This window comes from Arthrobacter sp. AOP36-F1-5, from assembly GCF_058137995.1.
This window is the reverse complement of the sequence record NZ_CM176892.1, coordinates 2939388-2961081: the sequence shown is the minus strand read 5'-3', so window position 1 is coordinate 2961081 and position 21694 is coordinate 2939388. Positions and strand designations below refer to the sequence as shown.

At 67.4% G+C, this 21694-nt stretch carries 19 protein-coding genes; 8 read left to right on the top strand and 11 right to left on the bottom strand.

Going from position 1 to position 21694, the window contains the following annotated elements:
• Nucleotides 1–999 (bottom strand): asparaginase, encoded by a 999-nt coding sequence (locus AC3ZI9_RS13600; RefSeq protein WP_444566680.1) that lies wholly within the window; start codon nt 997–999, stop codon nt 1–3.
• A gap of 34 nt (nt 1000–1033) precedes the next feature.
• The gene (locus AC3ZI9_RS13595; RefSeq protein ID WP_444566679.1) at nt 1034–1645 is read right to left on the bottom strand and encodes a class I SAM-dependent methyltransferase; all 612 of its coding nucleotides are present in this window, start codon (nt 1643–1645) and stop codon (nt 1034–1036) included.
• A gap of 53 nt (nt 1646–1698) precedes the next feature.
• Here AC3ZI9_RS13595 and purD point away from each other — a divergent pair, with 53 nt between their 5' ends.
• Both purD and AC3ZI9_RS13585 read left to right on the top strand, forming a co-directional pair.
• Nucleotides 1699–2985 carry a phosphoribosylamine--glycine ligase gene (purD, locus tag AC3ZI9_RS13590; protein ID WP_444566678.1) on the top strand — a complete coding sequence of 429 codons (1287 nt, stop codon included), beginning with the start codon at nt 1699–1701 and terminating at the stop codon, nt 2983–2985.
• Nucleotides 2985–3890: a phosphoribosylaminoimidazolesuccinocarboxamide synthase gene (locus AC3ZI9_RS13585; RefSeq protein WP_444553402.1), complete on the top strand. Its 906-nt coding sequence runs from the start codon at nt 2985–2987 to the stop codon at nt 3888–3890. Before purD ends, AC3ZI9_RS13585 begins: the two co-directional genes overlap by 1 nt.
• Before the next feature lie 31 nt (nt 3891–3921).
• Here AC3ZI9_RS13585 and AC3ZI9_RS13580 read toward each other — a convergent pair whose 3' ends face one another.
• Nucleotides 3922–5160 (bottom strand): helix-turn-helix domain-containing protein, encoded by a 1239-nt coding sequence (locus AC3ZI9_RS13580; protein WP_444553401.1) that lies wholly within the window; start codon nt 5158–5160, stop codon nt 3922–3924.
• Nucleotides 5161–5331: 171 nt separating this feature from the next.
• On the opposite strand from AC3ZI9_RS13580, the gene AC3ZI9_RS13575 reads away from it, so the two are divergent.
• Entirely contained in the window at nt 5332–5637 is a 306-nt protein-coding gene (locus AC3ZI9_RS13575; protein ID WP_444553400.1) for a hypothetical protein, read from the top strand.
• Nucleotides 5638–5734: 97 nt separating this feature from the next.
• Here the strand turns inward: AC3ZI9_RS13575 and AC3ZI9_RS13570 are convergent, their stop codons facing one another.
• The 4 genes from AC3ZI9_RS13570 to AC3ZI9_RS13555 all read right to left on the bottom strand — a co-directional run bounded on the left by AC3ZI9_RS13570 (nt 5735) and on the right by AC3ZI9_RS13555 (nt 12714).
• Nucleotides 5735–7543: an ABC transporter ATP-binding protein gene (locus AC3ZI9_RS13570; RefSeq protein ID WP_489923686.1), complete on the bottom strand. Its 1809-nt coding sequence runs from the start codon at nt 7541–7543 to the stop codon at nt 5735–5737.
• Nucleotides 7540–9387 (bottom strand): ABC transporter ATP-binding protein, encoded by a 1848-nt coding sequence (locus AC3ZI9_RS13565; RefSeq protein WP_444553398.1) that lies wholly within the window; start codon nt 9385–9387, stop codon nt 7540–7542. Before AC3ZI9_RS13565 ends, AC3ZI9_RS13570 begins: the two co-directional genes overlap by 4 nt.
• Nucleotides 9388–9562: 175 nt before the next feature.
• Complete coding sequence (locus AC3ZI9_RS13560; protein WP_444553397.1) at nt 9563–10516, bottom strand: metallophosphoesterase; 954 nt, start codon at nt 10514–10516, stop codon at nt 9563–9565.
• 29 nt (nt 10517–10545) lie between these two features.
• Nucleotides 10546–12714, bottom strand: a complete 2169-nt coding sequence (locus AC3ZI9_RS13555; RefSeq protein ID WP_444553396.1) for a transglycosylase domain-containing protein — start codon at nt 12712–12714, stop codon at nt 10546–10548.
• 37 nt (nt 12715–12751) lie between these two features.
• On the opposite strand from AC3ZI9_RS13555, the gene sp36 reads away from it, so the two are divergent.
• From sp36 to AC3ZI9_RS13540, 3 genes are all read left to right on the top strand, one after another.
• On the top strand, nt 12752–12907 hold the full coding sequence (gene sp36, locus AC3ZI9_RS13550) for a Sp36 family protein (protein ID WP_481736572.1): 156 nt from the start codon (nt 12752–12754) through the stop codon (nt 12905–12907).
• Nucleotides 12908–12979: 72 nt separating this feature from the next.
• The gene (locus tag AC3ZI9_RS13545) at nt 12980–13405 is read left to right on the top strand and encodes a RidA family protein (protein WP_444553431.1); all 426 of its coding nucleotides are present in this window, start codon (nt 12980–12982) and stop codon (nt 13403–13405) included.
• Nucleotides 13406–13487: 82 nt separating this feature from the next.
• Complete coding sequence (locus tag AC3ZI9_RS13540; RefSeq protein ID WP_444553395.1) at nt 13488–14393, top strand: NUDIX hydrolase; 906 nt, start codon at nt 13488–13490, stop codon at nt 14391–14393.
• A gap of 143 nt (nt 14394–14536) precedes the next feature.
• On the opposite strand, the gene AC3ZI9_RS13535 is transcribed toward AC3ZI9_RS13540, so the two are convergent.
• Nucleotides 14537–15214: a Crp/Fnr family transcriptional regulator gene (locus AC3ZI9_RS13535; RefSeq protein WP_444553394.1), complete on the bottom strand. Its 678-nt coding sequence runs from the start codon at nt 15212–15214 to the stop codon at nt 14537–14539.
• Nucleotides 15215–15417: 203 nt separating this feature from the next.
• On the opposite strand from AC3ZI9_RS13535, the gene AC3ZI9_RS13530 reads away from it, so the two are divergent.
• Nucleotides 15418–16599: a MarP family serine protease gene (locus AC3ZI9_RS13530; protein ID WP_489923685.1), complete on the top strand. Its 1182-nt coding sequence runs from the start codon at nt 15418–15420 to the stop codon at nt 16597–16599.
• Nucleotides 16600–16604: 5 nt separating this feature from the next.
• On the opposite strand, the gene AC3ZI9_RS13525 is transcribed toward AC3ZI9_RS13530, so the two are convergent.
• The 3 genes from AC3ZI9_RS13525 to acs form a co-directional block, all read right to left on the bottom strand.
• Entirely contained in the window at nt 16605–17588 is a 984-nt protein-coding gene (locus AC3ZI9_RS13525) for a DUF2332 domain-containing protein (RefSeq protein ID WP_489923684.1), read from the bottom strand.
• Between the two features lie 32 nt (nt 17589–17620).
• A complete protein-coding gene (gene aroQ / locus AC3ZI9_RS13520; protein ID WP_444553391.1) occupies nt 17621–18073 on the bottom strand; it encodes a type II 3-dehydroquinate dehydratase in 453 nt (150 codons plus the stop codon).
• Between the two features lie 103 nt (nt 18074–18176).
• The gene (gene acs, locus AC3ZI9_RS13515; RefSeq protein ID WP_444553390.1) at nt 18177–20159 is read right to left on the bottom strand and encodes an acetate--CoA ligase; all 1983 of its coding nucleotides are present in this window, start codon (nt 20157–20159) and stop codon (nt 18177–18179) included.
• 246 nt (nt 20160–20405) lie between these two features.
• Between acs and AC3ZI9_RS13510 the strand changes: the two genes are divergently transcribed.
• Nucleotides 20406–21683, top strand: coding sequence for a hypothetical protein (locus AC3ZI9_RS13510; RefSeq protein ID WP_444561097.1), 1278 nt, complete (start codon nt 20406–20408; stop codon nt 21681–21683).
• Nucleotides 21684–21694: the final 11 nt, after the last annotated feature.

The following is a 21694-nucleotide window of genomic DNA, read 5'->3' as shown; positions in this document are numbered from 1 at the left end:
CTAGTCCAACAGATCCAGGACCGGCTTGGCGACACGGATCCGCCCCACCGGTCGGCCACCACCCAGGACGGGTTTGTTGATCTTTTCCAGGACGGCGGTCATCGCATCGATCTCGACGGCGTCGACGGAGGCCAGCAGGGTCAGACCGACCAGCGTGGCGGCCCGCGCATTCCCATCACGGATCTTCAGGGCGCAGGAGACACCATCGGAGGTGCCCAGGATCAGCACCCCTTCGGCACCGAGCTTGGCGATGACGCCCAGATCCTCCATGACCACCGTGTTCTCCTCCCCGTGCCCGTGCACGGCCCAGGGGTAGTCGAGCATGGCGGTGGCGATCGTGGTGGCGCGGGCGTCGGAGGATTTGTTGCCGGGGGAGCGGGAAAGCCGTCCGGTGGCGGAGGCCAGGCCCCGCAACGAAATGGCGGGCACCGGGGCCCCGCATCCGTCGACGGCCAGATGGGTGATCTTCTCCCCGGCGTAGTCCTCCACGACCTCGACCACCCGGCGTTGCAGGGGATGATCCGGATCCAGATACGTGGCGGTGTCCCACCCGTTCTCGGTGCAGGCCCAGAGGAAGGCGGCATGCTTGCCCGAACAATTGAAGGCCAGGCGGGACGGGGAACCGCCCGAACGGATCGCCTCCATCCGGGTGGCTTCATGCCGGGGCCAGGCCGCGGGGCATTGCAGATCGTCGTCCGTCAGCCCCGCCTTGGACAGCATCGAGGCCGCCAATTCCTGGTGCTCGGTGCTGCCGACGTGGCTGGCGCAGGCCAAGGCGACCTCCGCGCCGCGCAAGGGGACCCCGGATTGCATGGAGGCCAGTGCCTGGAAGGGTTTGAGCGAGGAACGGGGGTACATCGGGGCGTCGATATCGCCCAGCGCGTGCAGGACCGCCCCGTCGGCCCCCAGGACGACGGCAGTACCGGCATGGCGCGACTCGACGAGGCCGCTGCGGTCGATGACAGCCAGGTCGGCGAAGTCGGAGTGGGTCTGTGGCATGCCCCCAGTGTATTCGCCGCCCCGCCGATCCGGCTCAGGCATCCGCGGACGCGCGGCCCAGGACGGCGACCAGGAAATTCGTGTCCCCGGGGTGGGGGCGCAGATCCCAGCTGGAGAACAGCCCGTCCACCGTGAAGCCGGCGGCCCGGGCGTCGGCCAGGAAGTCCTCCGGGGCGTAGCCCCGATCGGTGCCGAACCCGATGACGGCCCGGCCTCCGGGGGCCAGGACCGAGTGGAATCCCTGCAACACCTCCGGGGCGGTGCCCGGCGCCAGGAAGGCCATGACGTTGCCGGCGCAGACCACCAGGTCGAATACCGCCCCTTCCGCGGACAGCCCGGAGTCAGAGAGATCGCCGACCCTCCAGCCCTGCTCCGGGAACGCGGTCTTCGCCGCCGCAAGCAGCACGGGGTCGGCGTCCATGCCCAGGACCTGGTGGCCACGTCGGCCCAGTTCCCCGCCCACGCGTCCCGGGCCGCATCCGGCGTCCAGGATCCTGCTCCTCCGCGGGAGCATGGCATCGATCAGACGGGCTTCACCGTCGAGGTCGGCGCCTTCGGCCCGCAGGGACTCGAAGCGTTCGATATAGGACCGTGAATGTCCCGGGTTTTCCTTGCACTGGGCTTCCCACAGGGTTTCTTTACGCACGGGGACCAGCCTACTCACGCCGGGGGCCATCCGCCCCGGTAGGCTAGGGGATCGTGAAGGTACTCGTCATTGGCCCGGGCGGCCGCGAACACGCCATTATCCGTTCCCTCCTCGACGATCCATTCGTCACCGAGGTCCATGCAGCACCGGGCAACGCGGGCATCGCCGGCGACGTGCCGGTCCATGCCATCAATGCCCAGGATCCGGAGGCCGTCCTTGCGTTGGCGCGGACGCTGGAAGCATCCCTGGTGGTCATCGGGCCGGAAGCCCCGCTGGCCGCAGGGGTCGCCGATGCCCTGACCGACGCGGGCATCCCGATCTTCGGCCCCTCGAAGGCCGCAGCCCAGCTCGAGGCATCCAAGGCCTTCGCCAAGGAGATCATGGCCGTCGCCGGCGTCCCCACCGCCATGGCCCGGGTCGCCACCGATGCCGCCACCGCGGCCGACGCCCTCGATGCCTTCGGGGCACCCTATGTCGTCAAGGACGATGGGCTCGCCGCGGGCAAGGGGGTCGTGGTCACCGGGGACCGCGACGAGGCCCTGGCCCATGCCACCGAATGCTTCGCCGCCGGCGGCAGCGTCGTCATCGAGGAATTCCTGGACGGGCCCGAGGTCTCCCTCTTCGTCCTGTCCGACGGCCGGCATGCCGTTCCGCTGGCACCGGCCCAGGACTTCAAACGCATCTTCGACGACGACCAGGGCCCGAACACCGGGGGCATGGGCGCCTACAGCCCGTTGGAATGGCTCCCCGAGGGGTTCGTTGACGACGTCATCGAACGGGTGGCGGCACCGACCATCAAGGCGATGGCCGACCGCGGGACCCCGTTCACCGGGGTCCTGTATTGCGGGCTGGCGCTGACCCGCCGTGGCATCCGGGTCATCGAGTTCAACGCGCGGTTCGGCGATCCCGAGACGCAAGCGGTCCTCGCCCGGCTCAAGACCCCGTTGGGCTCGCTGCTGCTGGCGGCGGCCCAGGGCACCCTGGACGACGTCGAACCGCTCACCTGGCGTCCGGAGACGGCCGTGGGTGTCGTCGTGGCCTCGGCCCGCTACCCGGAGGCACCGGTGACCGGGGACGCCATCACCGGGCTCGACGAGGCGGCAGCCCTCGAGGGGGTCAGCGTCCTGCACGCGGGAACGGCGCTGGACGATGCCGGGACCACCGTTTCCGCCGGGGGCCGGGTCCTGGCGGTGGTCGGACTGGGGCGTTCCCTGGCAGCGGCCAGGGAACGCGCCTATGCGGGAATCGCACGGATCGGCCTCGCGGGCAGCCAGCATCGCACCGACATCGGCCTGCGTGCGGAACAAGGAAAAATCATCGTCGAACCGGAAGGCCACTGATGACCGACTTCACCACCGAGACCCTGGAACTACCGGGATGGGACCACCTGTATTCGGGGAAGGTCCGCGATCTGTACACCCCCGCGGGGATCGACGCCGAGCAGTCGGATCGCGTCCTGGTGGTCGCCAGCGACCGCATCAGCGCCTATGACTTCGTCCTGGACACCCCCATCCCCGATAAGGGCAAGGTCCTCACCCAGCTGTCCCTGTGGTGGTTCGACCAGCTCGACGGATTCGCCAACCACGTCATCTCCACCGAAGTGCCCGACGCCGTCGCCGGACGGGCCATGGTCTGTCGGAAACTGCAGATGTACCCGGTCGAATGCATCGCCCGCGGATACCTGACCGGGTCGGGGTTGGCCGAATACACGGCTCACCAAACCGTGTGCTCACTTCCCCTGCCGGAGGGACTGGTGGACGGCTCGGCACTGGAACCGGCGATCTTCACCCCCTCGGCGAAGGCCGAGGTCGGCGAGCACGACGAGAACATCACCTTCGACGCCGTCGTGGAACGGGTCGGGGCCGAGGTGGCCGGGCAACTGCGCGACCTGACCCTGGGCATCTATACCCGGGCGGAGGAGATCGCCCGTGGGCGCGGCATCATCCTGGCCGACACCAAGGTCGAATTCGGACTGGACCCGGCCACCGGGACCATCACCCTGGGCGACGAGGTGCTGACCCCCGATTCCTCGCGCTTCTGGGATGCCCGCACCTACGCCCCGGGGCGGGCCCAGCCATCCTTCGACAAGCAGTTCGTCCGCGATTGGCTCGTCTCCGATGACTCCGGGTGGGACCGTGCCGGCACGACCCCGCCACCGCCGCTCCCGCAGCAGGTCGTCGAGCGGACCCGGGCCCGCTACATCGAGGCGTACGAACGCCTGACCGGGAAGACCTTCACGGCCTGAGCGGGCGGGCCCCGCCGGCCACGGAGGGTCCCTAACGCCGTGAAGCGCGGATCTCCGTGGCCAGCTCGATCGCCAACGAGGCGCGGTCCGGGGAACCGGCCAACGCAAAGGCCTGCTGGGCCCGGGCGAGATGGTCGATGGCCTCGGTGCCGTTGCCCATCCCGACCATGCAGCGGGCCGTGAGCAGGTCGATTTCGCCCTGGAGGTGCTGGGAGAGGATCTCGCGGTCCTTCTCCACGGGGGCCAGTTCCTCGAGCGCCTGCTCGGGCTGGCCGTTCAGGTGCAGCCAGCGGGCCCGGATCAGGCGCAGTTCCAGGGCCTCGGCCGGGTTGCCCCCGATGACGCTGATCGCCAGTTCGGCCTTTTCGATGCACTCCAGGGTTTCGGGTTCGACCACCCCGGCGGTCAGCCGCATCGACGCCGAGGCCTTGTTGAAGCGGGCCCACTGTTCGATGTCGCTGGCCGGCAGCAGGCGTTGGGCGGCCAGTTGATGGTTGCTCAGCCCCGAGACGATGTCCTGGCGCTTGAAGGCCACGTTGCCGATGGCCCAGTAGGCGTTGCCGGCGGTCTGGCTGGGGGCGCCCTCGGCCACCGCATCCGCCAAGGCCTCGCAGCTGGTCCAGGCGGCGTCGAGCTGTCCGGATTCGGCCAGCGAGGCGATGAGGGAGAACAAGGCGCCGATGTAGATCAGCGAATCACCGGGCAGGTTCTTGCCCAGTTCCACGGCGGTGATCGCATGTTCGACGGCGATATGCAGCTTGCCCAATCCCAGATAGGCATTGGCCACCAGCGTTTCGGCCCGGACCTTCAGCGCCAGGGACTCGTCCGTCAGCGGGTGGTTCAGGACCTCCTCGGCCGTGGTGCGGTATTCATCGTGACGGCCCTGGTCACGCAAAGACTCGGCGCGCAGGAACATCATGTTCCACCACGCACTTGAATTCTTCAGCCGCAGCGCCACCGAGGCCGCTTCGGCAGCGGTTTCCCCGGCATCGGAATATTCGCGGGCGGTGAAGGACTGGCGGGCACGGTGCTCCAGGAGGACGAACTCGGCTTCATCGGCCGAAACCGGGGTGTTCCACGAATCCATGAGTTCGCGGTCCAGGTTCAACCGGGAGGAGAGCTCGGTGATGATATCCGAGGTCGGCTCGCGGCTTCCGGTCTCCAGCAGGGAGATGTAGCTCGTGGAGTATTTCCCGTGTCCGAGCTGGGCCTGGGTCAATTTCATCTGCTGGCGAGCATGGCGGAGCTTTTCGCCGAATTTGATTCCCATGGAAACCCCTTAGAACGAACTGGAAGTGAATAACTCGGTGTTATTCGAAAAGGTCTGGTAGCAAACCTTGACGAAACATGTTCCCTCCAATTTACAATGAATGTTAAGTGATGCGCCACTCACTGAGGTATATATCGAAGAATTCGTGGCGACCCACACAAGGAGAAGACATTGAAAAAGCTTGTTGCAGCGCTCGCGGCCACGGCCGCCCTGGCGGCCGGTTCGGTTCTGGCCGTCGGCGATTGGCCCCACGTCACCCCCAACGTCGGTGACTGGCCGCATTCCTCTGTAGCAGTCGGCGACTGGCCACATGCCACCATCAACGTCGGTGACTGGCCGCACGCCACGATCAATGTCGGGGATTGGCCGCACTCGGCAGTTGCCGTGGGCGACTGGCCGCACGCCACGATCAACGTGGGCGACTGGCCGCATTCGACGGTGGCCGTCGGCGATTGGCCGCACGCAGCCATCGCCTGATCCCGGGGTTCCGGAAGGAACGCCGCAGGAGCATTGATGTCAGAAGGAAATGGTCCGGTCCCTCCGGGGGCCGGACCATTTTCGTGCGTGCCGGACGCTAGTTCAGGCTGTCCTGCCACGCGTCATGCAGGGCCGCGAAGCGTCCGCCGGCCCGCACCAGTTCGTCGGGAGTGCCGTCTTCGACGATCCGTCCGTCATGGACCACCAGGACCCGGTCGGCGATCTCCACGGTGGACAGCCGGTGGGCGATGATCAGGGCCGTCCGTTGGCCCAGCAGCGTCTGGAGGCCGCGCTGGACCAGCCGTTCGCTGGGGATGTCCAGGGAGGAGGTGGCCTCGTCCAGGATGAGCACCGCAGGGTCGGCCAGGAAGGCGCGGGCGAAGGAGATCAACTGGCGTTGGCCCGCGGAGACCCGACCTCCGCGCTTATTGACATCGGTGTCGTAGCCGTCGGGCAGGGACTTGATGAACTCGTCGGCCCCCACGGCCCGGGCCGCCAGGACGATCTCATCGACGGAGGCCCCTGGTTTGCCCAGGGCGATGTTCTCGGCCACGGTTCCCGAGAACAGGAACGCCTCCTGGGTCACCATGACCGCGGCCCGGCGCAGGTCCTCATTGGCCAACCGGCTCAGCTCGACCCCGTCCAGGGACAACGACCCGTCGGAGAGGTCGTAGAACCTGGCGATGAGCTTTGCCAACGTCGATTTCCCGGCGCCGGTCTGGCCCACGACGGCCACGGTCTGGCCGGCGGGGATGTCCAGGTCGAATCGTTCCATGATCACCGGCCCGTCCCCGTAGCCGAAGACCGCCTGCCGGAATTCGATATGCCCGGTGGGCTCCTCCATCGGCTCGGGCTCCACCGGTTCCACGACCGTGGGTTCCTCCTCGAGCAGCCCCGACACCTTTTCCAGGGCCGCCGTGGCGGCCTGCAGGGAGTTGTAGAACATGGCGATCTGGTCCACGGGCTGGAAGACCCGTTTGCCGGCCAGCAGCAGGCCGATGAGCGTCCCGACGTCCAGGGTCCCCTCCAGGACCCGGAAGCCGCCGAAGAGCAGCAGGGCGGCCACCGTCAGGTTCCCGATGAGGACCAGGGACGGTTGCAGGACACCGAAGAGGTTGATGGAACGGATGGAGTTGTCACGGTAGTCGTGGGCGACCTTGCGGTAGCTCTCGTTGTTCTCGCGTTCCCTCCGGAAGGCCTTGACCGCACGGATCCCGGTCATCGTCTCCACGAAGGAGGTGATCAGCCGGGCGGAGAAGACCCTGGACTCGCGGTAGACCAGTTCGGAACGCTTCTGGTACCACCGGAAGATCACCGAGATGGGGATGAGCGCGCAGAGGATGACCAGCCCCGAGCGCCAGTCCAGCAGGAAGATGCTCACGGCGGTGAAGGTGATGAACACGATGCCGGAGGCCAGTTCCGAGATGCCCTGATCCAGGAGTTCGCGCAGCGTCTCCAGATCCGAGGTCTGCCGGGAGATGATTCGTCCGGAGGTGTACTTCTCGTGGAACTCCAGGCTGAGCAGTTGGGTGTGCCGGAAGACCCGCATCCGCAAGGTCAGCAGCATGGCCTGGCTGACCTTGGCCGTGCAGAGGTTGTACCAGCCCAGCAGGATCCCCGCGAGCAGTCCGGCCACGATGTAGAGCCCACCCGTGAGGGCGAAGGGGGCGGTGTCCCCGTCCATCAGCCGGGGCAGGGCCCAGGAGATGGACCATGCGACGATCAGCGGGAAGGAGGCCCGCGCCAGGTTGGAGACGATCACCAGCACCACGGTGAGGCTCAGGAGGGGTTTCTGCGTGGCCGCCAGTTGTTTGAGCAGGGCCCAGGACCGGGACCTGACCCGGGCCCGGTCCTCGCGGCCGAGCAGGATCTGGTCTTCGTTCTCGACGCCTCGGGTGCCGCTCATGCTCCGGGCCCCTTTCCGGTGTTGGTCTGCAGGACGTCCTCCACCGTGGGCGGGTCGTCCAGGCTGGCGATCACGTAGCGGTAGTGGGCGCTGCGGTTGAGGAGCTCGGTGTGGGTTCCCACGTCGTCGATCCGTCCGTTGCGCAGCAGTGCGACCCGGTCGGCGAGCATCACGGTGGAGGGCCGGTGGGCGACGATGAGGGTGGTCATGTCGGCGACCACCGCCCGCAGGCGTTCGGTGACGGCCTCCTCGGTGCGCACGTCCAGGGCCGAGAGCGGGTCATCCAGGACCAGGACGCGGGGTTTGGCGGCGATCGCCCGGGCCAGGGCGATGCGTTGGCGTTGGCCCCCCGACAGGGACAGCCCCTCCTCGCCGATGACCGTGTCGACGCCATCGGTGAGATGGTGGGCGAACTGGGCCTGGGCGACGTCGAGCGCCTCCGCCAGGGCCGTGCGGGGGTCGGTCCCCGGGGGGAGGGAGGCGCCCAAAAGGATGTTCTCGGCGATCGAGGAGGAGAACAAGGTGGTGTCCTCGAAGGCGACGGATACCGCGGTGCGCAGCTCGGCGAGATCGTAGTTGCGCACGTCCACGCCGTCGATGGCCACGGAACCGCCGGAGGTCTCATACAGTCGGGGGATCAGCTGCAGCAGGGTCGACTTGCCGCTCCCGGTGGTCCCCACCAGGGCCATGGTCTCTCCGGGTTCGACCTCCAGATCGACCCCGTCCAGGACCGGGGCGCTCCCGGGGCGGGCATCGGGGTAGCTGAAGGAGACGTCGTGCAGGCTCAGTCGTCCGTCGGGGCGTTCCGGGTGGATCGGGGTGGCGGGGGAGTCGATGGTGTTGACGGTGTCCATGACGTCGAAGTGGCGATCCAGGGCGGTCTTGGTCGTCAGGGTCATGCCCAACAGCATGCCGATGCCCTCCACCGGGGCGGCCAGGACGGCGGCGGTGGCGAAGAAGGTCGTCAGGTCCCCGACGTCGAGTTGGCCTTGGGCCGTGAGCCAGATGCCCACCAGCAGGGCCGCCCCGAGGGTGACTTCGGGGATGGAGACCACGAACATCAGGAAGCCGGAGAGCGTGCGGGCCTTGCTGATTTCGGTATCCCGCAGGCGCCTGGCCCGGACGCCGAATCCCTCGAGGGCCTCGCTGCCGCGGCCGAAGGCCTTGATGACCCGGATGCCGTGGACGGATTCCTCCACATTGGTGGCCAGGTCGCCGGCCTGGTCCTGGCTGAGCCGGCTGGCGATGCGGAAGACGTTGCGGAAGTAGAAGGCCCGGATGGTGATCGGGATGGCCCCGACCAGGTAGATCGCCCCCAACAGCCAGCTGCTGGTGAACATCAGCGTGAGCCCCACCAGGACGGTCACCGTGGAGACGATGAGCATGATCGAGCCGAAGGCCAACCAGCGGCGGAGAAGCCCGAGATCGGCCATTGACCGCGAGAGCAGCTGGCCGGACCCCCATTTATCGTGGAAGGCCACGGGGAGTCGTTGCAGATGCCGGTACATCCCCACGCGCAGATCGGTTTCGATGCGTGCGGCAGGGGTGATCACGAAGATCCGGCGGAAGAAGACCAGGACCGCTTCGGCCAGGCCCAGGGCGGCGACGATGCCGACACTGAACCAGACGTCGGCCGATGAGCCACCGGCATGCAGGACGGACTTGACCATCTGGCCCAGGACCTGCGGGATCGTCAACGCGACCACGCCGGCTCCGAGGGCGCAGAGGAACCCCGCGAAAAGGCGGGGGACGTAGGGGCGGACCTGGGGGCCGAGCCGGCTCACGGTCTGCCAGAACGACGCTGGGGCTTGGGGTTGTTGCTGACTATTCTGGTGTTGCACCACGGAGGGCGTCCTCGATCTGTTGTGTTTGCCTACAGCAATCAAAGACAGCGTACAACCACCGGTTGGGTTTCATCAATCAGCGAGGTGTCGTGGTCCACCGGGAGCGTGGATCGTGGGCCCGGAGGCGCCGGGAGAGGATTTCCGACGTGGTTCCCGGGCCATTGTCACGAGGGTTTCAGTCGCGGGCGGTCAACGTCAGCAACACGGCCTCCGGTGGGCAGGCGATGCGCACCGGGGCGTATCTGGAGGTCCCGATGCCTGCCGAGACCTCCAGGGGGACGGTCTTGCCCCGGTGCTCCCATTCGGTCAGACCGCGGGCCCGCCAGGTCGGCAGATCGCAGTTGCTGACCAGGGCGCCGTAGCCGGGCACGCAGATCTGGCCACCATGGGTGTGGCCGGCGAAGATGATGTCGGCACCGGAGTCGGTGAACTGGTCCAGCACCCGCTGGTAGGGGGCATGGGTCAGGGCGATGCGCACATGGGGTGCTTCGCCGGCGGTGGAGGAACCGCGGGGCCAGCCGGCGAACTGCTCGAGCTTCAGGTGGGGGTCGTCCACGCCCGAGAAGTCCAAGCGGACCCCGTTGAGCGGTTTGGAGATGGCCCGGTTGGTCAGATTGGTCCAGCCCGCGGCGCCGAACCCTGCATGCATCTGCTGCCAGGGCAGCGTGAATTTGGCCAGGTTGCGGGGCTTGTCCCTCCCGCCGGTGAGGTAGCGCAGCGGATTCTTCAGACGCGGGCCGTAATAGCAGTTGGAGCCCGGCACGAAGACCCCGGGGAAGGCCATCAACGGCTCAAGGGCCTCCAGCAGTTCCGGGACCGCATCGCGGTGGCTGAGGTTGTCGCCGGTATTGACCACCAGGTCGGGGGCCAGCCCGGCCAGGGAACGAAGCCAGCGTTTCTTGGCATCCTGGCCCGGCACCAGATGGATATCGGACAGATGAAGCACCCGCAGGTCAGGCATCCCCGGCGGCAGGAGCTGGACGGTCTCGTGGCGGATGGTGAACGCGTTGCGTTCCAGCAGCCCGTAGCCGATGGCCAGCCCGGCCAACGAGGCCCCGATGCCGGCCGCGGCCCCCGCGACCGGGACCACCCGTTTGACGGCCTGCGTGATGTCCTGTGATGCGCCCATGGCGTGGGTGCCCTCCCTCGTCCTAGCCGTTAATCGTCGTCGTTGTTGTCGTCACCGGCGTCACCGGCGGGACCGTTGTCCGGCGAATCGCTGTGGTCCGGGGATTTGCCCGGCTTCGAATCCTTGCTCCCGAAGCCCTTGGCCGGATAGTAGTCGATGACGTCCTTCGTGTATTCAAGCCACAAGGGCGCGGCCAGGGTCGAGGAGTCGGGGTTGGAATAGCGCTTGCCGTTGATCTCCACGCCCTTGATCTGCGCGTTCCCATCGAAGCGGCCCGTCCAGGCAGCGGTGGCCATGCCCGTGCTGTAGCCCACGAACCAGGTGGAGGACGCGGTGTTGTTGGTGCCGGTCTTGCCGGCGATCGGCTTGTCGATGGTGCCCTTGGCGACACGGGTGCCGGCGATCCGTTTCAAGGTGCCGTTCAGGTTGGCGATGACCTGCTCGTCGATGACCTGCTCGCAGGATTCGCCGGGGACCTTATAGGAGTTTCCGGCGGCGTCGGTGACCGAGGTCAGGGCCCGGTTCTTGCAGTATTCGCCCTTATTGGCGAAGGTCGCGAACGCGGTGGCCTGGGCCAGCGGGGTGATCGGATCCGCGCCGATCACGAACGAGGGGTTGGCCCCGGTGATCGGTTTGCCGGTCGCGGCGTTCAAGAGCCCGACCCGCTCGGTGACGTCGGCGATCTTGCACAGGTCGAGCTGGGAGGCCTCGTTGACGGTCGCGGTGTTGATGGACCAGTACAGTCCGTAGTCCGCGGTCATCGGTTTGCGGAAGCCCGCGTCGAAGTTCTTCGGTTCGTAGCCGCCGTCGACGGTCACGTAGCCCTTGGGCATGCAGGAGGCCTTCCAATGGAAGTTCGCGTCGTACAGCCGGCGTTGGGCGTTGACCTTGTCCCACATATGCCGGCCGTCCTCCAGCCAGGCGATCGCGGTGTAGGGCTTCATGGTCGAGCCGCCCTGGAAGCCGTTGGTGCCGCCCATGGAGCGGCCCGCGGTGAGGTTGTAGGTCGTGTATGACGAATCGTCCGGATCCGAGCCGTACTTCTTGTTCTGGGCCATGGCCAGGATGTTGCCCGTGCCCGGTTCCACGGTGACGATGGCCGAGCCCATGTTGGAGCTGTCGTCGGCGGGAATGGTCTTCGTGGTTTCCTTTTCCGCTTCCTTCTGCAGGCGCGGATCCAAGGTGGTCTTGATGGTCAATCCCCCGCGGTAGAGCAGCGTCTCGCGTTCCTTCTTCGTCTTGCCGAAGGCCGGATCCTTCATGATCTCGTGGGAGACGTAATCGCAGAAGTAGTTCGCCGACTTGGCGGCCACGCATCCGGATTTCACGTCCTTGGGCTTCAACCCCAATTTCGTCTTCACGGCCTTGTCATATTCCTTCTTCGTGATCGAATCCGTCTTGAGCATGGCACCGAGCACGGTGTTGCGGCGCTTGAGCGTCAGATCGGGGTTCTTGATCGGATCGAAGGTGTTCGGCCGCTGGACCATCCCGGCGAGCATGGCCGACTGCTGGATGTTCAGGTCCTTGGCATGGACGGAGAAGTAGCGTTCCGCGGCGGCTTCGACACCGTAGTTGGTCCCGGAGAAGAGCACCAGGTTGAGATATCCCTGCAGGATCTCCTTCTTGGTGAATTCCTTTTCCACGGAGATCGCCAGCTTGGCCTCGCGCAGCTTATCGGCGAGGTCCTTGGTACCGGAGTAGGTGATGTCCGATTTATCGGCACCACTGAGGAACTTGGCGTTGATCAGCACGTTGTTCACGTACTGCTGGGTCAACGTGGAGGCGCCCTGCTGCGAGGAGCTGGTGAAGTTGTGCGCGGCAGCGCGGGCGATGCCGCGCAGGTCCACGCCGTTGTGCTCGTAGAAGCGTTCGTCCTCGATGGAGACGATGGCGTTCTGCATGTCCTTGGAGATCTCGTCGAGTTCGACCGGCGTGCGGTTCTCCGCGTAGAACGTGGCCAGGGTCGTCCCGTCCTTGGCCACGACCTTGGACGGCTGGGACAGCGGCTCCTGTTTCAGCTCCGCCGGCAGTGCGTCGAAGAAGTCCATCCCGATCGCTGCGGTGGAGCCGGCCACGGAGGCTGCGGGCACCAGCATTCCGGCAGCCAGGACCCCACAGAGTGCACTGACCCCGAAGAAGGCCACGATCTTGCCGAGGGTGGTTGCAGTGTTGAAGAAGGGGGACTTTCTAGACGCCATGCGGACCAGTTTAGCCGGAGGGGCTAACGTATTCGGTATGACGAAATGGGAGTATGCGACTTTACCGCTGATAATTCACGCCACGAAGCAGATCCTGGACCAATGGGGAGATGACGGTTGGGAGCTTGTCACCGTCATTCCCGGGCCCGACGGCAATGCTCCAGTGGCCTATCTCAAACGCCCCAAGCAGTAGTCCGAAAGGAAACCTGAAATCGTGGAAAACCAGCCTTCATCCGCTGTCGAACAGCGTCTTGCGGAACTCGGGATGACCCTGCCCCAGGTGGCAGCACCCGTGGCCGCCTATGTGCCTGCAGTGATCACCGGCAACCTCGTGCACACCTCGGGACAGCTGCCGTTCATTAACGGCGAACTCACAGCAAACGGAAAGGTCGGTGCGCAGGTCGACGCCGATACCGCCAAGGAACAAGCCGCCACGGCGGTGCTCAACGCCATGGCCGTGGTGAAATCGATGATCGGCGACCTCGACCGGGTCACCCGGATCGTCAAGGTCGTCGGATTCGTTTCCTCCGACCCGTCCTTCACCGGCCAGCCGGGCGTGGTGAACGGGGCGTCCGAGCTGCTGGGCACCGTCTTCGGCGATGCGGGCATTCATGCCCGGTCGGCCGTCGGCGTGGCGGCCCTGCCGCTGGACGCCTGTGTCGAAGTTGAATTGATTGCCGAATTCAGCTGATTCGTCACGACCCGTCGTCGGGGGCGTGTCCGGTCGGGGCGGGGGACCGCGTCCAGCGGAATCCGCCACACCCCGCACCGGCATGCTCCGGCGACTTTTTCCGCTCCCGCCGTCCCAATACGGGGCGGCGGAGAGTTGGATCACCTATGGCAGCCGCACCCCGCGTGCCGCCCGGAAGGCCTCGTCCGTCGTCTTGTTGAGGGACTCGCCCCGGGGGGTGGAGACCTATCTCACGTACCGCCCGGGCGGTTCCCCGCTGGGGTCGGTGGCCTTTCCCGGCGGAAGCTTCGAAGCCGGCGACGACGAGAACACCGACTGGTTCGGTCCGTCGCTGGGCTGGTGGGGCGCCCAACTGGGGGTGCTGGACCACCGCTTCGCCCGGAGCCACATCATCTGCGCGGTGCGCGAGCTCTTCGAGGAGACCGGTATCCTGCTGGCCGGTTCCGACGCCCTGTCCATCGTGGAGAACACCAACACCACCGAATGGATGCAGATCCGCGAGGCCGTCGCCGGACAGGACATTTCCTTCACCGCGATGCTGGCCAAGCGGGGGCTGGGACTGCGGACCGACCTGCTGCGTCCGCTCTCACATTGGATCAGCCCCGATTTCGCCCACCGGCGTTTCGACACCCGCTACTTCGCCGCGGCCTTGCCGCCGCAGCAACAGGCCCGCCTCCTGCAGGGCAAGGGGGTCTGGGGCGCCTGGAAGTCAGCCGCCGAGGTCCTGAAGGGCCGTGCCACCTCGTCTCTGGGTGATGAAGTCGACCAGCAGGACACCCGCGGGCAGGAACTGAGCAGGATCACCACACCCGCCGTGGAGTTCATCCTGGAGAAGGTGGCCACCACCCGCGGCACGGTGGCCTATCTCTCCCATCGCCGCCGGATGAAGTCCTACCACCCCAAGCTGACCCAGGTCGAGGGGTCCTTCTACCTCGACGTCAGCATCAGTACCGCCACGGAGGGCGGAGCCGGCGCCCGCGGACGCTGAACCGGGTCCAACGTGGCCGAGCCCTGCAGCACGGCCGGCCCGGCGCTTAAACGAACGACCCCCACCCCGGGACCCCGTCGTGGGGCGTCCCCGGTGGCGGGGGTGGAACGAGGGGCGGTGGGTACCGCCCGGAGGCTACGGCCCTAGCGCGAACGCTGGCGTAGACGCTGGATGTCCAGGATCACCACGGCGCGGGCTTCGAGCCGGAGCCAGCCACGCTGGACGAATTCCGCCAGGGCCTTGTTCACCGTCTCGCGGGAGGCCCCGACCAGCTGGGCCAGTTCCTCCTGGGTGAGTTCGTGGGCGACCAGCACCCCGTCGGTGGCCGGGCGGCCGAAACGGTCCGCCAGATCCAGCAGGGCCTTGGCCACGCGGCCGGGGACATCGGAGAACACCAGATCGGCCAGCGACTCGTTGGTCCGGCGTAGACGGCGGGCCAACGCCTGGAGCAGCTGCACCGAGACCTCCGGGGAGTTCTGCAGGACCTTGCGCAGGTTCTCGTGGCGCAGCCCGGCCAGACGGGTCTCCGACACGGCGGTTGCCGTGGCGTTGCGCGGGCTGGGGTCGAACAGGGCCATTTCCCCGAAGAGTTCACCCGGACCGAGGACGGCCAGCAGGTTCTCCCGTCCGTCCGGGGCGGTACGCCCGAGCTTGATCTTGCCCGAAACGATGAAGTAGAGCTGGTCGCCCTGATCCCCCTCGCGGAACACTGATGCCCCGCGTGACAAATCGACCTCGATCAATTCCTCGGTCAGGGCGGCGAATACTTCGTCGCTGAGCGTCGTGAATAGTGGTGCCCGGCGCAGTACCTCGATGTCCATGAATTCTCCTTGCAAGTGTGATGGCGCTTGTCCTATTGTGCCGTAGTCAGAACCGATGTGACACCTTCCACAACGATAGTGGCATGATTTCAGCCCTCAGCACCAATGTTTGACCCGGGCGTGCCCGTAGACTGATGGAGCCGTGCGGGCACCGGCGCCTGCCGGAAACCCGCCGCAGCCCCACGCGACGGTAGGAGATATTGGTGATTTTCGGGTTCAGCTGGCTCGACATCCTGCTGTTGCTGTCGTTCGTCGCCTTCCTGATCTCGGGTCTGCGCAAGGGATTGTTCGTCACCCTGGGCGGGGTGGTCGGCCTGGTGGCCGGCGGGGTCGGAGCCTTCTACGCGATCCCCTTCGTCTCCAGCTGGGTCACCACGGCCGGCTGGCGGGTCTTCTGGGTCATCGCCACCGCCGTCGTCCTGGTGCTGCTGGGACATTCCATCGGGGTGGCGGTCGGCAACCGGGTGCGCCTGCTGCTGAACTTCCCCGTCATCAAGACCTTCGACCGGCTCCTGGGCGGGATCACCAACGTCGTCGTCGCGGCCCTGGTGATCTCGGCGATCGCCTTCTCCGCCGCGAGCATGGGCCTGCCCTTCCTATCCCAACAGATCGCCTCCTCGCAGGTGATCAGCACGATCCGCAATGCCACCCCCGACCCGGTCTCCTCGGCGATGGCCAAGGCCCGCTTGGTGGTCATGGGACAGTCCATCCCCGATCTGATCGAACCCTTCGCCCCGGCCCCCGACGGGGCCGCGGCGGAGGCGGAGCCGGAAGCCATCAACACGGTGGAGGAGTCGGTGGCCAAGATCACCGGGACGGCCTTCGCCTGCGGGGTCAACCAGACCGGCAGCGGCTTCGTCGTCGCGCCGGACCGGATCCTGACCAACGCGCATGTGGTCGCCGGTATCGCCGAACCGGTGGTGAACACCGCCGACGGCCGGGCGCTCCCCGCCCGGGTGGTCCACTTCGACTCCACCCAGGATCTGGCCGTGCTGGCGGTGGACTCCCTGGGACTGGATCCGGTGAAGGAAGGCCGGGATCTATCCACCGGGGATTCGGCCACCTACATGGGCTACCCCGAAGGCGGCCCGTTCCAGGCCCGGGGCGCCATCGTCCAGTCGCTGCGCAGCATCTCGGTGCAGAACATCTACGGGGCGGACGCCTCCACCCTGGAGATCTACCAGCTCGGCGCCGACGTCCAACAGGGCAACTCCGGCGGCCCGCTGCTGGACGATGCCGGGAAACTGGTCGGGGTCATCTTCGCCAAGGCCAAGGGCGACACCGAGGTGGGATATGCGCTCTCGCTGCAGGAAGTCGGCCCGGTCCTGGAACAGGCCTCCGACTATTCCGAAACCGTGTCCACCGGGGCCTGCTCGGCGCACTGAGCCCTTCAACCGATCCAATCCAGTGTGGCCCCGTGCTGACCGGTGTAGGCCAACGGGACCGAGTCCAGGGCCAGCGTGAACCGGTCCCCCTGGACCGAGTCGACGGTCCGGCCGGCCTCATCGAGGAAGAAGTTCTCGTTGGAGAGCCACCGGCAGTCCAACGACCTGACCGTGGCGGCGAAGCGGGCCCGGTCGTCCGGTGACAGATAGGCCAACACCGCCGAATGGAAGACGACGGCGGCATGGGTGTCCGGCACCCCGGCCACCAGCTCGGCGACCCGGTCGTTCAGGTCCCCGGCCAGCAGCGTCGGCCCTTCAGGGCCCAGGGACGCCAACCTCCCCAACGCCGCGCGCAGGGTGGCCAGCCGGTCCTCCTGCCCCGGCCAGACCAGGCATTCAAGCCAGCGGACCGTGGAGGCATCGGTGCCGTCCAGCGGGTTCAGGTCCACCCCGGTCCGCGAGGCGACCCGGGGCAGGGCCGGGGGCAACGGCGGATTCCCCGTGGTGGTGCAGCGCAACAGGGGGCTCCCGGTGCCTAGTCGGGGGCCGTCGTCGTACTCATAGGCGTAGAGGTCGGGCAGCAGGCAGAGCCCGGCGGAGGGGCCGACCTCGATCAGGGCCAGGGGCCGTTCCTCGGCCGCGGCGATCAGCCCCAGGGCCGGAAGCAGGGTGGCGCACCGGCGCGGTTCGTTGGTCTGGGTGCGCCGGGCTAGGACCACCTCGGCGACCTCGGACCAGCGGTCGCGCAGGAACCGGGCCAGGGTGTCGGCGTCCTGGTCCGGACAGCCCAGGAAACGGCTGGCCGCGAACACCAGATTGGGTTGGCGTTTGGCCGGCGGCAGGGTCGCCACCAGTGCGGCCAGCTCCCGGTCGGTGGCGACCCGGGAAGCCCAGGCGGCATAGAGCGGTGAATGTCCGGCGAACCAGTGCCGGGTGAACTGGTCGTAGATGGCCGCGGTCGCTGCCACCGGCTCGTGCGTTTCCTCCATGGGCTGCTCCTGCCTGGTGGGGGTCCTTCAGCTCAGGGTAGACCGGCGAGCTGGTCGATGGCATACCCATATCCATTGAGGCCCGCCCCGATGATGATCGCGGTGGCGACGGGGGAGATGAAGGAATGATGACGGAATTCCTCCCGGGCGTGGACGTTGGACAGGTGGACCTCGACCACCGGAAGCCCGACCGCCGAGATGGCATCGGCGATCGCCACCGAGGTATGGGTGTAGGCCCCGGCATTGAGGACGATGCCCGACGCCGTATCGCGGGCCGCCTGGATGGCATCGACGAGCACGCCCTCGTGGTTGGACTGCAGGAAATCGGCCGCCAGGCCATGTGCGGCGGCCCGGTCCCGGCACAGGGCCTCGACGTCGGCCAGGGTCGCGGTGCCGTAGATCCCCGGTTCGCGGGTTCCGAGCAGATTCAGGTTCGGCCCGTTCAGGACCAGGACGCGGCGGGGTTCCGAAGTGGTGACAGTCATGCCCTCATTAAACCCCCACGCCCCGCCTACACATGGTGTATGACGGGGCGTGGCAGCAACAGTGTCCCGGCGGGGCGGAAAGTCCCCGCCGGGACCGGGTGGATCAGTGGCGCACGGAATCAGCGATTTCCTGCATCACCGAGGCGTCCGCCAAGGTGCTGGAATCCCCGACCTCACGACCCTCGGCGACGTCCTTGAGCAGGCGGCGCATGATCTTGCCCGACCGGGTCTTGGGCAGCTCGGGGACCACGAAAATATCGCGGGGTTTGGCGATCGGGCCGATCTGCTTGCCCACGTGGCTGCGCAGCAACTGCACGACGTCCTCCCCGTTGCGTGCTTCGCGCTGGAGGATGACGAAGGCGTAGACGGCCTCCCCGGTGGTTTCGTCCTTCGCCCCGACGACGGCGGCCTCGGCCACCAGGTCGCTGGACACCAGCGAGGACTCGATCTCGGTGGTGGAGAGCCGGTGGCCCGAGACGTTCATGACGTCGTCGACCCGGCCCAGCAGCCAGAGGTCGCCGTCCTCGTCGCGTTTGGCCCCGTCGCCGGCGAAGTACATGCCGTCGAAGCGCGACCAGTAGGTGTCCTTATAGCGCTGCATATCGCCCCAGATGCCGCGCAGCATGGCCGGCCAGGGGTCGCGGATGACCAGGTAGCCGCCCTCGCCGTTGGCCACCGCTTCGCCGTTCTCGTCGACCACGTCGATGTTGATGCCCGGGACCGGGACCTGGGCCGACCCCGGCTTGGCCGCCGTGACGCCCGGAAGCGGGGCGATCATGTGGGCGCCGGTTTCGGTCTGCCACCAGGTATCGACGATCGGCGTCGGATTCTCCTTGCGCTCCCCGTTGGCCCCGGCATTGGAACCGATGACATCGCGGTACCACATCCAGGCTTCGGGGTTGATCGGTTCGCCCACCGACCCCAGCACGCGCAGCGAGGAGAGGTCGTAGCCGTCGGGGATGTCGCGGCCCCATTTCATCATGGTGCGGATCGCGGTGGGGGCGGTGTACAGGATGGAGACGCCGTACTTCTGCACGATCTCCCACCAGCGGCCCTGGTGCGGGCTGTCGGGGGTGCCCTCGTAGATGATCTGGGTGGCACCGTTGAGCAGCGGGCCGTAGGTGACGTAGCTGTGGCCGGTCACCCAGCCGATGTCGGCGGTGCACCAGAAGACATCCGATTCGGGGTGCAGGTCGAAGGTGTCGCGGTGGGTGACGGCGTTCTGCACCAGATAGCCGCCGGTGGTGTGGATGATCCCCTTCGGCTTGCCGGTGGTCCCCGAGGTGTAGAGGACGAAGAGCGGGTGCTCGGAGTCATGGCCTTCGGCGACATGCTCGGGCTCGGCGGTGGCCACGACGTCGTCCCACCACACATCGAGTCCCTCGGTCCAGGCGACGTCTTCGCCGTTGCGCTTGACCACCAGCACGTTCTGCACCGAGCCGGCGCAACCGGCCACCGCCTCGTCGACGGCCGGCTTCAGCGTGCTGGGCTTGCCCCGGCGCCAGGTCCCGTCGGCGGTGACGACCAGCTTGGCTTCGGCGTCGTCGATGCGGCTGCGCAGGGCGTCGGCCGAGTAGCCGCCGAAGACGACCGAGTGGATCGCGCCGATGCGGGCGCAGGCCAGCATGGTGATGACGGCCTCGGGGATCATCGGCAGGTAGACGGCGACGCGGTCGCCCTTGCCCACGCCCAACGAGCCGAAGGCGTTGGCGGCCCGCTTCACCTCGGCGGTGAGCTCGGCGTAGGTGTAGCGGCGGGTATCGCCGGGTTCGCCTTCGAAGTGGATGGCGACCCGGTCGCCGTGGCCGGCTTCGACGTGCCGGTCCAGGGCGTTGTAGGCGGCGTTGACCTTGCCTCCGACGAACCACTTCGCGACCGGGGCTTCGGACCAGTCGAGGGTTTCAGTGAAGTCGGTCTCCCAGGTCAAGGCCTCCCGGGCCCGATCGGCCCAATAACCCAGCCGGTCCTCGGCTGCGCGCTGGTACAACTCCTCGCGGGCCACCGCCTGGGCCGCGAATTCGGCGCTCGGCGCGAAGCTGCGGTCCTCATGGGAGAGGTTATCGAGGGTGGAGTGCTTGTCCGACACGGTGCGGATCCTTTCGGCGCGGAATTAAGTGCTGTGAGTCAGGTTACAACCGATCGCCGCTCGTGGTGGCCTCGATCACGCAGTGAGACGCCCACCGTGCGGATTCTGCGGTGAACGGTAGCCCCGAGGCGCCCCGGAGGCTGAAATGGCGTCGGAAAGGGTGCGGCGTTGGCCGTCCCCCGCCGATAGGCTGGGACCCACAGTCGATTGCAGACCGTCACGAAGTGGGCGGCGAAAGGAGTCATCGTGGCTAGTTCCTCCGCCGATTCGTCGGGGGCCGCCCCGGCCCTGGCCGGTCCCTTCACCCTGCGCGAAGTCGTGGTGATGGCCGGTGCCTTGCTGCTGCTGGTGGGATCCGTGTTGCCGTTCCAGATCGGCGCCGGCTCCTATGCCAACGTCTGGAACCATCAGACGACCGCCTTCAACCAGTTCATCTCGCTGGCCCTGCCGCTGATCATCGGCGGGGCGTTCGCCTGGCGCCGGCTCGCCGGCAGGACCAAGGTGACCGCTGGTTCCCTCACCCTGGACCAGCTGGGTTCGGTGGTGTCCCTGCTGGGGATCCTGTACTTCTTCATCTCGTCGGTGATGTCGATGAACCCGGCGTTCCTACTGGGACTGGTTGGCGCACTGGTCATGGCCGCAGGCACGACGGCGGCCCCCTACATTCCCGGGTTCGTGCTTGATTTCGCGCCCGGTCAGACGGCCCTGCTGACCCGTCCGATCCGCCCCAGCGCCCCCCGCGCCGACACCCGGCCCGCGGAGTCGAACGCCCCGGCTGCGGCCACCCCGTCCGCCACCGGAACGGAACCGTCCACCGCGGACCGGCCGCACGATCCGACGGCGGAGGCCACGGTGGCGACCGCACTGGCCGCCGGACACAGCACGACGCCCGAACCGGTTCCGGGTGCCTGGCCGGTATCCGCGGACGCCGACCGGGCCGCCGACACCACGGACGGCGTGGACCCGCAGCCCGCCGCGGCAGAACCCGATGAGCCCGAGGAGCCCGAGGAGCCCGAGGAGCCCGAGGAGCCCGAGGCGCACGAAGGACCCGAGGCACCCGCAGCGTCGGAGCCGTCCGAGCCCGCCGGAGGAGGCGAGGAACCTGAGGCAGCGGGACCCTCCACCGATGCGGGGGCCCTGCCGGTCGTCGCCGATCGCCGGTCCCCGGCCGTCGAGGAGGACATCGTGGGAACCCCGGCAGCGCAGGAACCCGCCGCCGAAGCCCCGGCACCGCAGACGACCGTGCATCCGGTGGCCGCCGGCAGCGACACCGCCACCCGGCAGGACGCCGAACAGTCCTTCGCCGCCACCAGCGGAGGGAACGCCGCGGCCTCCACGGCCTTCTGGTTCGCCGTCCCCGACCGCCGCACCGCGGTCAACGAAGCCACCGGCCGCAACTCCTTCGTCCTGGAACCGGGGGAGTGGATCCTGGCCCTGGAGGACCGTGGATATGAATTCCTCGTCCAGACCTCCGACGGTGCGGTCGGGGTCCTGCGCGATCTGAGCCGGATCGAGCGAGCCTGACCGTGACCGCC

Bases quoted from the DNA above. Each gene is read 5' to 3' on its own strand.
- AC3ZI9_RS13580 (WP_444553401.1), bottom strand. From the start codon at position 5,160: ATGGGAATCAAATTCGGCGAAAAGCTCCGCCATGCTCGCCAGCAGATG.
- AC3ZI9_RS13525 (WP_489923684.1), bottom strand. From the start codon at position 17,588: ATGGAGGAAACGCACGAGCCGGTGGCAGCGACCGCGGCCATCTACGAC.
- sp36 (WP_481736572.1), top strand. From the start codon at position 12,752: ATGACGAAATGGGAGTATGCGACTTTACCGCTGATAATTCACGCCACG.
- AC3ZI9_RS13535 (WP_444553394.1), bottom strand. From the start codon at position 15,214: ATGGACATCGAGGTACTGCGCCGGGCACCACTATTCACGACGCTCAGC.
- AC3ZI9_RS13555 (WP_444553396.1), bottom strand. From the start codon at position 12,714: ATGGCGTCTAGAAAGTCCCCCTTCTTCAACACTGCAACCACCCTCGGC.
- AC3ZI9_RS13545 (WP_444553431.1), top strand. From the start codon at position 12,980: ATGACCCTGCCCCAGGTGGCAGCACCCGTGGCCGCCTATGTGCCTGCA.
- aroQ (WP_444553391.1), bottom strand. From the start codon at position 18,073: ATGACTGTCACCACTTCGGAACCCCGCCGCGTCCTGGTCCTGAACGGG.
- AC3ZI9_RS13585 (WP_444553402.1), top strand. From the start codon at position 2,985: ATGACCGACTTCACCACCGAGACCCTGGAACTACCGGGATGGGACCAC.
- AC3ZI9_RS13570 (WP_489923686.1), bottom strand. From the start codon at position 7,543: ATGAGCGGCACCCGAGGCGTCGAGAACGAAGACCAGATCCTGCTCGGC.
- AC3ZI9_RS13600 (WP_444566680.1), bottom strand. From the start codon at position 999: ATGCCACAGACCCACTCCGACTTCGCCGACCTGGCTGTCATCGACCGC.
- AC3ZI9_RS13560 (WP_444553397.1), bottom strand. From the start codon at position 10,516: ATGGGCGCATCACAGGACATCACGCAGGCCGTCAAACGGGTGGTCCCG.
- AC3ZI9_RS13540 (WP_444553395.1), top strand. From the start codon at position 13,488: ATGCTCCGGCGACTTTTTCCGCTCCCGCCGTCCCAATACGGGGCGGCG.